This is a genomic window from Brachybacterium sp. sponge (assembly GCF_001613775.1).
Taxonomy (GTDB): domain Bacteria; phylum Actinomycetota; class Actinomycetes; order Actinomycetales; family Dermabacteraceae; genus Brachybacterium; species Brachybacterium conglomeratum.
Window position 1 is genome coordinate 1,753,117 of sequence record NZ_LRMP01000001.1, and the last position, 13,019, is coordinate 1,766,135.

At 73.6% G+C, this 13,019-nt stretch carries 8 protein-coding genes; 3 read left to right on the plus strand and 5 right to left on the minus strand.

Going from position 1 to position 13,019, the window contains the following annotated elements:
* Positions 1-189: 189 nt before the first annotated feature.
* Positions 190-3,429 (plus strand): GH92 family glycosyl hydrolase, encoded by a 3,240-nt coding sequence (locus A4A78_RS07770; protein ID WP_062947762.1) that lies wholly within the window; start codon positions 190-192, stop codon positions 3,427-3,429.
* On the opposite strand, the gene A4A78_RS07775 is transcribed toward A4A78_RS07770, so the two are convergent.
* The 4 genes from A4A78_RS07775 to A4A78_RS07790 all read right to left on the minus strand — a co-directional run bounded on the left by A4A78_RS07775 (position 3,363) and on the right by A4A78_RS07790 (position 8,233).
* On the minus strand, positions 3,363-4,220 hold the full coding sequence (locus A4A78_RS07775; RefSeq protein WP_062947764.1) for a TIGR02206 family membrane protein: 858 nt from the start codon (positions 4,218-4,220) through the stop codon (positions 3,363-3,365). The two genes, A4A78_RS07770 and A4A78_RS07775, sit on opposite strands and share 67 nt — an antisense overlap.
* Positions 4,221-4,335: 115 nt before the next feature.
* Positions 4,336-6,471, minus strand: a complete 2,136-nt coding sequence (locus A4A78_RS07780) for a fructose-specific PTS transporter subunit EIIC (protein WP_062947766.1) — start codon at positions 6,469-6,471, stop codon at positions 4,336-4,338.
* Positions 6,472-6,518: 47 nt separating this feature from the next.
* Positions 6,519-7,475: a 1-phosphofructokinase family hexose kinase gene (locus A4A78_RS07785; protein ID WP_062947768.1), complete on the minus strand. Its 957-nt coding sequence runs from the start codon at positions 7,473-7,475 to the stop codon at positions 6,519-6,521.
* Complete coding sequence (locus A4A78_RS07790) at positions 7,472-8,233, minus strand: DeoR/GlpR family DNA-binding transcription regulator (protein WP_062947770.1); 762 nt, start codon at positions 8,231-8,233, stop codon at positions 7,472-7,474. The genes A4A78_RS07785 and A4A78_RS07790 overlap by 4 nt, the downstream gene beginning before the upstream one ends.
* 206 nt (positions 8,234-8,439) lie before the next feature.
* Here A4A78_RS07790 and A4A78_RS07795 point away from each other — a divergent pair, with 206 nt between their 5' ends.
* Positions 8,440-10,626 (plus strand): BCCT family transporter, encoded by a 2,187-nt coding sequence (locus A4A78_RS07795; protein ID WP_062947772.1) that lies wholly within the window; start codon positions 8,440-8,442, stop codon positions 10,624-10,626.
* Positions 10,627-10,779: 153 nt separating this feature from the next.
* Entirely contained in the window at positions 10,780-11,292 is a 513-nt protein-coding gene (locus A4A78_RS07800; protein ID WP_062947774.1) for a phosphoribosyltransferase, read from the plus strand.
* 139 nt (positions 11,293-11,431) lie between these two features.
* Here A4A78_RS07800 and A4A78_RS07805 read toward each other — a convergent pair whose 3' ends face one another.
* On the minus strand, positions 11,432-13,003 hold the full coding sequence (locus A4A78_RS07805; RefSeq protein ID WP_062947776.1) for a glycoside hydrolase family 10 protein: 1,572 nt from the start codon (positions 13,001-13,003) through the stop codon (positions 11,432-11,434).
* Between the last annotated feature and the right edge of the window lie 16 nt (positions 13,004-13,019).

Genomic DNA, 13,019 nt, shown 5'->3' on the forward strand with positions numbered 1-13,019 from the left:
AGGGCGATGAGGTGCTGAGGCGGAGGGGCCCCGGGACGGGGCGCCTCCGGAGCGGAGCATCCCACATCGTCCGGCGCTCCGCGATGGGGAGCACTCCCCGTCCGCTCCCGTCCGCCCCGTGCCCGCTCCTGCCGTCCCGCCTGCGCACGCCTCACCCGTCCTGCCTCCCCGCCTCGCTACGCTGGCACGATGATCCTCACCCCGGACCAGGCACCCGTCGGCTCCCCGCACCCCGCCCGCCCGGGCGGCGAGCCCGAGCCGATCACCGCCGTGCGCTACTCGGCCGAGGCGGGGGAGCGCGCCGAGCAGGCGCTGCCCGCCGAGGCCGGAGCGGCGGGGATCGTCGGCCGCACCATCGCGACCGGCGAGGTGCTGCGCTGGTTCGTGCACCCGGTCCTTGACGAGGAGCTGAGCTGGGGCGCGACCCATGTCGCGCTCGACCTCGTCCTCGACGACGGCTCCCGCCTCTCGCAGCACGAGCCCCGCGACCAGCACGGCTCCCTCGCCACCGCCCGCGGGCTCGGCGAGGCGAGGATCCTCTACGCCGACCAGTGGAACGACGTCCAGGTGGGGCTCGAGGCGCTCGTCGGCCGCCGGATCGAGGAGGTGCTGGTCGAGGTCGACGTGCCCGAGGACCACGAGGCCGATCTCCTCGAGGACCTCGAGTCCGAGCCCGGCGAGGCCGAGCCGCCCACCCCACTGCACGGCTGGATCGACGGCCCCTCCCTCGCCGTGCCGCCCGCGGACCCGCCGCTCGAGGACCCCGTCGCCTGGGTCGACACCCGGCGCGGCACCCACTCGGCCTTCGAGTTCTCGCGCGGGAACACCCTGCCGATCACCGCCCTGCCCAACGGCTTCGCGAAGTTCACCCCCGCGACCGACGCCCGCACCCGCCGCTGGATCTACCAGCACCACCGCACCCGTCTCCAGGGCCTGTCCCTCACCCACCAGCCGAGCCCCTGGATGGGCGACCGCCACCAGCTGGTGATGATGCCGCTGCTGGGCGAGAGCCCGGACGCGAGCCCCGCCGCGCGCGAGCGCGCCTTCACCCACGAGGACGAGACCGCCCGCCCCGACCTCTACGCCGTCGCCCTCGAGGGCGGGATCGGGATGCGGCTCGCGCCCACCGACCACGGCACCGTCTGCGAGATCACCCTGCCGGAGGACTCCGGGCCCGGCCACCTCCTCCTCGAGGGCGTGGACGCCCACAGCCGCCTCGACGCCGCCGGCGCCGTCTTCGACGGGCGGGTCCACGGCTGGATCGACTCCTCGCCCCAGGAGGGGTACGACCGGGCCGACGGGGCGACGCGCATGTTCGTGCTCGCCGAGGTGCAGCCCGCCCCCGTGCGCGTCGGCCGTGCGGAGGGCGACAGCGGAGGCAGCGTGCTCAGCTTCGCGCCCGGCACCCGCACGGTCACGGTCCGCCTGGTGACGAGCCTGCTGGGCCAGGACCAGGCCCAGCGCACCTTCGCGCTCGAGCTCGCCGGACGCACCCTGGAGCAGGTCCGCGAGGAGGCCCACGCCCTGTGGGCCCGCCGCCTGCAGGTGCTCGAGGTGCCCGACGCGACCGCCCCGCAGCGCCGCACCCTGTACGGCAACCTCTACCGACTGAACCTCTACCCGTCCTCCCACTGGGAGAACCGCGGCACCGCCGAGGTGGTCGAGCCCGTCCACGCGAGCCCCGTGCTGCCCGTGCGCGGCGCGGCGACCGACACCCGCACCAACGCCGAGACGGTGCCGGGGCGGATGTACGTCGACCACGGCTTCTGGGACACCTATCGCACCGCCTGGCCCGCCTACGCCCTGCTCTACCCCGAGCTCGCCGCGGAGCTCGCCGACGGCTTCGTGCAGCAGCACCGCGAGGGCGGCTGGATCGCCCGCTGGTCCTCACCCGGGTACGCCGACTGCATGACCGGCACCAGCAGCGACATCGCCTTCGCGGACCTGCAGGTCAAGGGCGTGCCGCTGCCCGATCCGCAGGCGACCTACGAGGCCGCGCTGCGCAATGCGACCGTCGCCCCGCCGCAGCCCGAGGTGGGCCGCAAGGGCGGGGAGACCGCCGTGTTCCGCGGCTACGTCGCCGCCGACGCCGAGGTGGGGGAGAGCGTCTCCTGGAGCCTCGAGGCGCACATCAACGACGCCGGCATCGCCGCGCAGGCGGCGCTGCTCGCCGAGCGGGCCGAGGCCGAGGGGGACCGGCTCCGCGCCGAGCGGCTGCGCGGCGAGTCCGCCTATCTCGCCGCGCGCAGCGCGAACTACGCCCTGCTGTTCGATCGGACGACGGAGTTCTTCCGCGGCCGACGCTCCGACGGGGCCTTCGCCGTCCCGGCCGCGGAGTTCGACCCGCTGGAGTGGGGAGGGGACTTCACCGAGACCAACGGCTGGACCTTCGCCTTCCACGCCCCGCACGACCCCGAGGGCCTCGCCGCCCTGCACGGCGGCCGCGACATGCTGCGCGGCCGGCTCGAGCAGTACCTGGACACGCCCGAGCGCGCCGACCGCCGCGGTACCTACGACACCACCATCCACGAGATGGTCGAGGCGCGGGCGGTGCGGATGGGCCAGTTCGGGTTCTCCAACCAGCCCGCCCATCACATCCCCTTCCTGTTCCACCACGTGGGCGCGCCGGAGGAGGCCTCCCGGATCGTCCGCGAGGTGCAGCGGCGCCTGTTCGTCGGTGAGCAGATCGGGCAGGGGTATCCCGGCGACGAGGACAACGGCGAGATGAGCGCCTGGTGGCTGCTGACGGCGCTGGGGCTGTACCCGCTGCAGCTCGGCACGGGCCGCTATCACCTGGTCGCGCCGCTGTTCGAGACGGTGCGGGTGCGGCCGCTGGGCCGGGAGGGCTTCACCCTCACCGCGCACGGCGCGGGCGGGGCGCCGGCCGGCGCCGAGGACGTCTGCATCACCGGGATGCGGGTGCGCGGCGCGGAGCACGCGGACTCGTGGATCGACCACGCGGACCTCCGCGGGGAGATCGAGGTCGAGCTCGGCGCGGAGCCCGGGGACTGGGGCACGGTCCCGCCCTCGCCGACCGTGCCGGGGCAGCGGCCGCAGCCGCTGTGGGACCTCTTCGCCGCGGACCCTTCGCAGCCGCTGCTGGACGACGACGCCCGCACCGAGCTCGTGCTGGAGACGGCGAGCGCCGTGCTCGACCTGCCCGAGCTCGGCGAGCCGATGCAGGCCCGCTTCCTCACCCTCACCTCCTCCGCGGCGACGGGCGGGGACCCGATCGCGTGGCGGCTGGAGGGCTCGGACGACGGCGAGAGCTGGGAGGTGCTCGACGCTCGCTCCGCGCAGACCTTCGAGTGGCGACGCCAGACCCGTCCCTTCGAGATCGCCTCCCCGCGGCCGTGCCTGCATCACCGCCTGGTGGTGACCACCTCCGAGGGCCCGCTGCGGCTGGCGGAGCTCGAGCTGCTCGCCTGAGCGGGCGCCGGCCGCCGCACGAGCCCTCCGCGCCCCGAGAGCGGGGTGCCCGCGCGGCGGTCGATCAGCACCCACGGCAGGGTCATCGCCGCCCACACCGCGGCGATCAGCACGGCCTCGACCAGCAGGTACTGCGGCCACGGCCCGAGCAGGTCCAGGATGCTCGGCCCGGCGGGCGCCCGGTTCAGGTAGCCGTAGTTCGCGCCGGTGAGGGAGTTGCCGGTGACGGCGATCCCCGCCCACAGCAGCGTCGCCGCGTAGGCGATCCCGTACCCGCGCCAGGTGGGCCGGTAGCCGAGCCCCCACACCAGCACCACCGGGGCGAGCACTCCGGCGCCGTGCGCGATCCAGTACTCCGCGAACTCCAGCGGCACCCACACGAAGTAGTTCAGGTCCGGGGTGAGCACCGACTGCATGTTCAGCGTCAGCCCCCAGAACCAGCACACCACCACCGCCCAGCGCGCCTGCGTGATCAGCGCGATCGGGACCAGGAAGCGCAGCGCATCGGAGTAGTGCAGGGGCAGGGACTCATCGATGTTCCAGGCCCAGGGCATGAACCCCCATGCCGTCCAGGCCGCGGAGTTCGCCAGCAGCGCCCATCCCGCGAACCGCAGCGCCCGGTTCACCCGGGCGCTCTCGCCGCGGCGCGCCCAGCGCACCAGGACGGCGGCGGCGAGGGCGAGGAGCACCAGCATCGCGAGGTGCGCGCCGCCGTAGGCGGGCATGTGCCCGATCCCGGGGGCGGCGAGGAGCGGGTCGTCGGGGCCCGGGCCGGGGCGGTCCAGATGCATCGTCGGCTCTCCTCGTGGTCGCTCGGCCCCGCCCCGTCGTCGGGGCGCACGGGCAGAGCATACGGAAGCGCCCCGCCGAGGCGGGGCGCTCCTGCACGTCTGGGGGCGGGTCCTCTCAGGCGGCGGCGCCCTGGCGGCGCAGCCCGATCTCCTTGAGCAGCGTCACGAGCGCGGCGGCGACCACCGTGCCGACCAGCAGCGCGAGCACGAAGCCCCACACCGGGCTGATCGCGAAGGCGACGAAGATGCCGCCGTGCGGTGCCTGCGAGCCGACGCCGAACGCCATGATCAGCGCGCCGGTGACGGCGCCGCCGGTCATCATCGAGGGGATCACGCGCAGCGGGTCCGCGGCGGCGAAGGGGATCGCGCCCTCGGAGATGAACGCCGCGCCCAGCAGCCAGGCCGTCGTCCCGTTCTCCCGCTCCACGGGGGAGTAGAGGCGGCGCCGCACCAGAGTGGACAGCGCCATCGCCAGCGGCGGCACCATGCCGGCGGCCATCACGGCGGCCATGATCTCGAACGCGGCCTCGGTGCCCTGGGACAGCCCCGCGGTCGCGAAGAGATACGCCGCCTTGTTCACGGGCCCGCCCAGGTCGAGGCACATCATCAGCCCGATGATCACGCCGAGCAGCACGGCGGAGGAGCCGGACATGCCCGTCAGCCCGTCCTGCAGCGCGGTCATGAGGGCGGCGAGGGGGCGGCCCAGGAACAGCAGCATCAGCCCGCCGACGACGAAAGTGGTCACCAGCGGGATGATCACCACCGGCATCAGCCCGGCGAGCCAGCGCGGCGGGGTGAGGGTGGTGAACCACAGCGCGATCAGGCCCGCGAGCAGGCCCGTGATAAGACCGCCGAGGAAGCCGGCGCCCACGGCCACCGACACGGCGCCGCCGATGAAGCCGGGCGCGATGCCGGGCCGGCCGGCGAGGCCGAAGGCGATGTAGCCCGACAGCGCCGCGACGAGGAAGCCCATGCCGAGGTTCCCGAGCGTGAACAGCACCGCGCCGAGGTAGAGGGCGAGGCCCGCGCGCTCGGTCTGCGCCATGCCGGTCGCGCCCTCGTACTCCTGGTGCCCGGGCAACGAGGACAGCGAGAACCCGGTCGCGACGTCCTGGGCGACGAAGGCGACGTCGAAGCCCGCGAGGAGGAACCCGAGCGCCATCAGCAGGCCGCCCGCGGCGACGAAGGGAATCATGTAGGACACGCCCGTCATCACGGCGCCCTGGATCCGGCGGGGCCAGGACTGGGATGTGCCGCTCTCCGCCTTCTCCGAGGTCGCGGCGCCGGCCTGCACACGGCGGGCCGACGGGTCGGAGGCCGCGGCGACCGCCTCGTCGATCATCTCCCCGCCGTGGGAGATCGCCCGCTTGACCGGGTGCTCCACGAGCGGCAGGCCCGCGAAGCGCTCCCGGCCCGAGATGTTCACGTCCGCGGCGACGATCAGGGCGCTCGCACGAGCGATCTGCTCGTCGGTGAACGGGGTGATGCCGCCGGAGCCCTGGGTCTCCACGTGCAGCTCGATCCCCTTGTCCTTCGCGGCGTTCTCGAGGGACTCGGCGGCCATGTAGGTGTGGGCGATCCCGGTGGGGCAGGAGGTGATCGCCAGCAGCACCGGGGCGTCCGCCGACGCCTCGTCCGACGGGGCGGTGCTCGACGCGGCAGCGCTCGCCGAGTCGTCGCTCGCCGAGGCGGAGCCGGAGGTCTGAGCGGCGGTCGAGGCGGCGCCCGTTCCGACCGCTGCGTCGGCGGGCTCCTCGGACGTCGCGGCGTCGGCGGCCTGCGCGTCGTTCCCCGACTCCTCGGGGGCGACCACGTCCATGACGAGCTCGGAGACCTCCTCGGGGGTGGACGCCCCGCGCAGCGCGGCGAGGAACTCCGGGCGGATCAGGGCGCGCGAGAGCTGGGCGAGGAGCGTCAGGTGCTGGTCGTCGGTGCCGGCGGGCGCGGTGATCGCGATGATCAGATCGGCCGGTCCGTCGGCGGCACCGAAGTCCACCGGCTCGCTCAGCCGCACGAGCGCGAGCGCCGCCTCGTGGACGGCCTCGGTGCGGCAGTGGGGGATCGCGAAGCCGCCGGGCATGCCGGTCGCGAAGGACTCCTCGCGCTTCAGCAGACCGGCCTCGAGGCCGTCGCGCTCGGCGCGGCCGGTCGCGGCGACGATATCGGCCATCATGCCGATCACGGCGTGCTTGTCCCCGGGCGGGGCGACGTCGAGCCTCACCAGCTCGGGGGTCATCAGCGCAGCGGACATGGGGGTTCTCCTTCGAACGGGTTCCCTGGCGGGGCGGGTGGAGCGGGTCAGAGCCGGACGACGGTGGAGGCGTCGATCCGCACCTGGTCGGGACGGGGGATGGTGGTGCCGGGCAGGCCGACCGCGGCCGTGCCGTAGGCGAGGGCGCGCGCGAGCCGGTCGGCCGGGGCCTCCTCGAGCGCGCGGGCGATGAGATAGCCGGCGGTCGCGGAGTCGCCCGCGCCGACGGTCGAGACGACGGGCCCGGGCGGGACCGGGCAGTACCAGGCCGCCCCTTCGGTCGCGAGGAGGCCGCCGGCCCCGCCGAGGGTCACGAGCACCGCGCCGACGCCGCGGCGGTGCAGGTCCAGGGCGGCCTCCGCGACGGGGTCGAGCCGTCCCGCGGACGCCTCGGCCTCGAGCGCCGCGCCGTCCGCGCCGAGGATCTGGCCGAGCTCCTCGGCGTTGGGCTTGAGGAAGTCGGGGGCGGCGCGGTCCAGCGCGGCGGCGAGCGCGGCGAGCGGGGCGTCGGAGGTGTCCACGCCCACCCGCGCGCCGCGCTTCCGCAGTGCGACGACGAGGCGCACGTACTCGTCCGCCGGCAGGCCGGGGGCGAGGGAGCCGGAGAGCATGACGCTGTCCCCGGGGCCGGCGACGGCCAGCAGCAGCTCCTCGAGGGCGGCGACCTCGGCCCGGTCCAGCGTCGCGCCGGGCTCGTTGAGCTTCGTGGTGGTCTCCGGGGTGGAGAGCACGGTGAGGTTCGTGCGCACGCGGCCCGCGATCGGGCTCGCCCGGTGGGGGAGGCCCTCGGCCTCGAGCAGGTCCAGCAGCGCATCCTGCGGCGCGGCGGGGAGGACGGCGGTCACGGGAAGCCCGGCGCGGTGCACACCGAGCGCGACGTTGATCCCCTTGCCGCCGGGCTGGAGGCCGTCGGCGCCGATGCGGTGCACGCCGCCGGGGACCAGGGGGCCGCCGAGGTCGACGGTGCGGTCGAGGGAGGGGTTCGCGGTGAAGGTGATGATCATGCGGTCAGCACCTCGATCCCGGCCTCCTCGAGCCCGGCGGCGAGCTCGGCGGGCAGGCCGTCGTCGGTGACCAGGGCGTCGATCCCGGCGGTCGTCGCGAAGGTGACCAGATGACGCGTGCCGGCCTTCGAGGAGTCCGCGAGCACGACGCGTCGTGACGCGCAGCGGGCCATCGCGGACTTCACTGCCGCCTCGTCGGGGTCCGGGGTGGTGAAGCCGGAGGGGTCGAAGCCGTTGCAGCCCAGCACGACGAGCTCGGGATGCAGCAGGCCCACCGCCTCCACGGTCCCGGCACCGACGGCGGCCTGGGTGGTGGGGCGCACCCGCCCCGGCAGCACGTGCACCTCGAGATCGGTGTGCACGAGCGCGCCCTGCGCGATCGCCGGGGCATGGGTGATCACGGGGCCGCGCCGGCCGCTGAGGTGAGGGATGAGCTCGCCGACCGTGGTGCCCGCATCGAGCATCACCCCGGCGCGGGGATCGGCGGGCAGCAGGCTGGCGGCGGCGCGGGCGATGCGGCGCTTGGCTGCGACGTTGGTGGTGCGGCGGGCCTCGAGGTCGGGCTCGACCTCGGCGGTGCTCGGAGGCACGGCCCCGCCGTGGACCCGCACGAGCAGCCGCTCGGCGGCGAGCTGGTCGAGGTCGCGGCGCACCGTCTCGGTGGTGACGTCGAAGTCGACCGCGAGGTCGGTCACGGTCACGCGGCCGCTCGCCTCGAGCAGCTCGAGGATGCGGCGCCGGCGTTCACGGGCGTACATGGGGCACCTGCTTCGTCGGAGGTCGGACGGGGGACCGTCGCGGTGCGGGGCCGTGGACGGCCCGGCGGGATGAGAGCACCATACGCTGGAAAACCACAGAGAACAACAGTGGGACCGTATTTGTTTCTGTGGATGGGGTGAGACGGCGCGGGTGAAGGGCGAGAGCGCCTCTAGAGTGAGCGAGCCGTCCACTCCCAGGAGGAACGATGACCCCGCCGGACCAGACGCCGCGTGCGAGCCAGCGCGCGAGCCAGACCGCGAAGGCCGCCGACGAGTACGCCGCCGAGCGGCGGGTGCGCCACTTCACCAGGCGCGACCAGGCCAAGCGCTTCCTCGACGAGGTGAACTACCCCCACAGCATCCACCCGGCGCTGGTGCCGGGCGTCTCCGTGGAGGACCAGAAGGTCCGGTACGGGGTCGACAGGGTCATCGTCGGCGTGGTGGGCGCCGCGATCATCGGCTTCGTCGCCTGGGGCGTGCTCGCCCCGCAGCAGGTCTTCGACATCTCCGGCGCGGCGCTGACCTGGGTGATGCACAACCTCGGCTGGGTCTTCAACATCCTCGCCATCGGCATGGTGATCCTGCTGCTGGTGATCGCCCTGTCCCGCTACGGCAGGATCCCGCTGGGCCTGGACGGGGAGAAGCCCGAGTACGGCACCGCCTCCTGGGCGGCGATGCTCTTCGGCGCCGGCATCGGCATCGGCATCATCTTCTTCGGCCCCTTCGAGCCGCTGACCTACTACCTCTCCCCGCGCCCCGGCGCCCCCTACGACGCCGGCTCGATCGCCGCGATGAAGGGCGCGATCGCGCAGTCCGCGCTGCACTGGGGGATCAACGCCTGGGCGATCTACGCGATCGTCGGCCTCGCCGTCGCCTACATCTCCTTCCGCCGCGGGCGGGTGCCGCTGATGAGCGCGATCGTCGCCGGGCTCTGGGGCGGGGACTCCTCCTCGCCCGCCAGCCGCGTCATCGACGCGCTCGCGATCATCGCGACCCTCTTCGGCACCGCCGCCTCCCTCGGCATCGGCGCCCTCCAGATCGCCCGGGGCGTGGAGATCGTCGGCGGGCTGCCGCCCACGGGCACGGCGCTCGCCATGGTGATCATCGGCGTGCTGACCCTCGGCACGATCGCCTCGGCGGTCTCCGGCGTCGCGCGCGGCATCCGCTGGCTGTCGAACATCAACATGGCGCTCGCCCTCGTGCTGGCCGTGTTCATCTTCGCCGTCGGCCCCGCCGTGTTCCTGATGAACATCATCCCCGGGGCGATCACCGAGTACTTCGGCACCCTGCCGGACATGCTCGGTGCGAACATGTCCGAAGGCGAGGACATGCAGACCTTCCTCTCCAGCTGGACCACCTTCTACTGGGCGTGGTGGGTCAGCTGGGCGCCCTTCGTCGGCGTGTTCACCGCGAAGATCTCCCGCGGCCGCACCATCCGACAGTTCGTGCTCGGCGTGCTGCTGATCCCCTCCTCGATCATCGTGCTCGCTTTCGCCGTCCTCGGCGGCACCGCGATCTGGCTGCAGCGCCGGGCCAGCGAGCTCGACGCCGCCGGGAACACCGTCGGCATCGCCGACCCCGATCTCGCGATCGCGCCCGACGGGACGATCGAGTCGCTCCCCGCCCCGCAGGAGATCTTCTTCGCGGTCGTGGACCAGCTGCCCGGCGCCGGCATCATCTCCGCCGTGGTGATCGTGATGCTCGCGATCTTCTTCATCACCTCCGCCGACTCCGCCTCCCTGGTGAACTCGCAGCTGTCCCAGAAGGGCAACCCCGCCCCGAACCGCCTCATCACCGCGTTCTGGGCGCTGTGCATGGCGGGCATCGCCATGGTGATCCTGCTGTTCGGCGGGCAGAACGCCCTGCAGGGCCTGCAGAACCTCATCGTCGTCTCCGCCCTGCCCTTCGCCGTGGTGCTGGTGCTGATGGCGGTCGCGCTGGTCAAGGAGCTGCGCAACGACCCGATGACCATCCGTGAGCACTACCAGGAGGCCGCGGTCGAGAACGCGGTCAGGGCGGGCGTGGCGGAGTACGGCGATCACTTCGCCCTCGCGATCGAGCCGACCGCCCCGGACAGCGAGTACGCCACCGGCGGCGAGTTCGACTCCACCGCGCCCGAGGTCACCGAGTGGTACGCCCGCACCGACGAGGACGGCAACCCGATCGACTACGACTACGAGCGGGGCGTCTACCTCGACGCCGACGGGAACCCGCTGCCCGACGAGGACGAGGGCGCGGACACCGGGGCGGACGACGCCGTGGACCCCGGGGCGGACGACGCCGAGGGGGTCGACGCCGAGGGGGACGATTCCGCGGAGAGCTCGCTGGAGGAGGCTCCCGAGGACGGCGACGGGCCCGCACGGCGACCGGGCGGAGGCGCCGGGCGGAGCTGAGGCGCCGGACCGTCGGCGGCGCCCGGCGCACCCGGTGCGCGGGCCGGGACTGAGGCATCGGCCATCCCCGCGCCGCCGCGAGGAAGGCGCGAGGCGGGCGGGCCGCTACCATCGGAGCACTCCGCGCCGCCCATCCACAGGAGCTGTGACCCGATGACCCAGGCCTACCACGCCGATTCCTCCGACCTCGCCCGGAAGGAGGTGCTGACCTGGGAGCTGTTCGGCACCGCCTCGCGCGAGCTGGCCCAGACGATCGCCGACTCCGACTTCGAGCCGGAGATCATCATCGCCGTGGCCCGTGGCGGTCTGCTCCCGGCCGGGGCGCTCTCCTATGCGCTGGGCGTGAAGCTCTCCGACGCGATCAACGTCGAGTTCTACACCGACGTGCACGAGACCCTGCCCGATCCGGTGCTGCTCGCCCCGATGCTCGACACCGAGTCGATCAAGGGCAAGCGCCTGCTGGTCGTCGACGACGTCGCCGACTCGGGCCGCACCCTCGCGCTCGTGCTCGACCTGATGCGCGAGATGGGCGCCGACGCCCGCAGCGCCGTCATCTACGGCAAGCCCCGCTCGGTCGTGGACCCGGACTTCATCTGGCGCCGGACCGACGAGTGGATCGTCTTCCCCTGGTCGGCCGAGCCGCCCGTCACCCCGTCCGTGGGCTGACCGCGCCACAGCCGACAGGTCCCTCCGCGGGCGCTCCCGCCTCGGATCGGGTCAGGTCCTGAGCCGCTTCGGCATCGACAGCGGCTCAGGACCTGACCCGATCATGGTTCCGGGCCGGGCTGTGCCTGGCCGAGCGGGGTCAGCGGCGGACGGCCACGGCCCCGGAGGGCTCGCTCTGCTGCCAGGTGCGGTCATAGGCGGTGACGGCGTAGAACCCGGTCCCGTCGGCGCCCTCGTGGACGATCTCGCCCGCGGCGCGCTCGGCCCGCACCACGGCGACGAGGCGGCGTCCGTCGGCGAGCTGCGCCTGGCCGATCTCCTCGTCGGGCAGGTGCCACAGCGCGACGGAGGTGGCGCCGCGGGCCCGCCATCGCACCTGCACGCCGTCGGCGGCGGAGCGGGCCGAGACGACCGTCGGCTGCTCGGGCGCCTCGCCGGGCACGGACTCGAGCGCGGGCACCACCGCGGGATGGCCGTAGTGGCGGGCGACGAGGTCGTCGACCGAGCCGGTGGCGTCCTCGCGCAGGCTCTTCGCGCTGAAGTACACGTTCCCTCCCACCTGCGGCAGGGTGCGGGTGAGGTCGAGATGGTCGCCGAGCTCGGTCACCTCCTCGAAGGTGCCGTCGACCGCCTTGTAGGCGGCCTCGCCGATGAACAGGCCCACCCCGGTCCCCTCGACCGTCCCGCTCCACCAGTGCACGAGGGTCTCGTAGTCGGCCGCGGGGTGCCCCAACTGCCAGTAGATCTGCGGGTTGATGTAGTCGACCCAGCCCTCCTGGACCCAGCGCCGCGAGTCGGCGCAGATGATCTCGTACGACTCCGAGCCGGAGGTGTCCGAGCCCGCCGGGTCGCTGCTCGCATTGCGCCAGATCCCGAAGGGGCTGATCCCGAAGCGGACCCAGGGCTTCTCCGCCCGGATCCGCGCGTGCATCTCGCGGACCAGCGCATCGATGTTGCCCCGACGCCAGTCCTGGATCGGGGTGCTGCCGTCGGAGTGGGCGGCGTAGGTCTCCTCGTCGGGGTAGTCCTCGCCCGCGACCGCGTACGGGTAGAAGTAGTCATCGAAGTGGACGCCGTCCACGTCGTAGCGGGTGACGGCGTCCATCATCGCGTCCTGCACGAAGGCGCGGACCTCAGGCAGGCCCGGGTCGTAGTACAGCTTCCCGCCGTAGGGCCACACCCATTCGGGATGCAGGCGTGCGGGATGGTCCGGGACCAGCTCCGGCTCCTCCGACATCGCCACGCGATACGGGTTGAACCAGGCGTGGTACTCCAGCCCCCGGGTGTGGGCCTGCTCGATCTGGAAGGCGAGCGGGTCGTAGCCGGGATCCTCGCCCTGGGTGCCGGTGAGGTACATCGACCAGGGCTCGAAGCGGGAGGGCCAGAAGGCGTCCGCAGTGGGGCGCACCTGGGCGATCACCGCGTTCAGCCCGAGCTCCTGGGCGAGATCGAGCCAGCCCAGGTACTCCGCCTGCTGCTCCTCGGCGCTGAGGCCGGGGGCGGAGGGCCAGTCGATGTTGACCACGGAGGAGAGCCACATGGCCCGGAACTCGCGGGCCGGGGGCGCGGGATCCTGCGGACCGGGCTCGTCGGCGTGCGCGGCGGCACCGACCGGAGCGGAGCCGCCGGCGAGACCGGCGACGACGGCGGTGGAGCCGACGGCGGCCGAGCCGGACAGGCGCAGGAAGGAACGACGATCGACGGGATGCACGGCGCTGAGCTCCTCG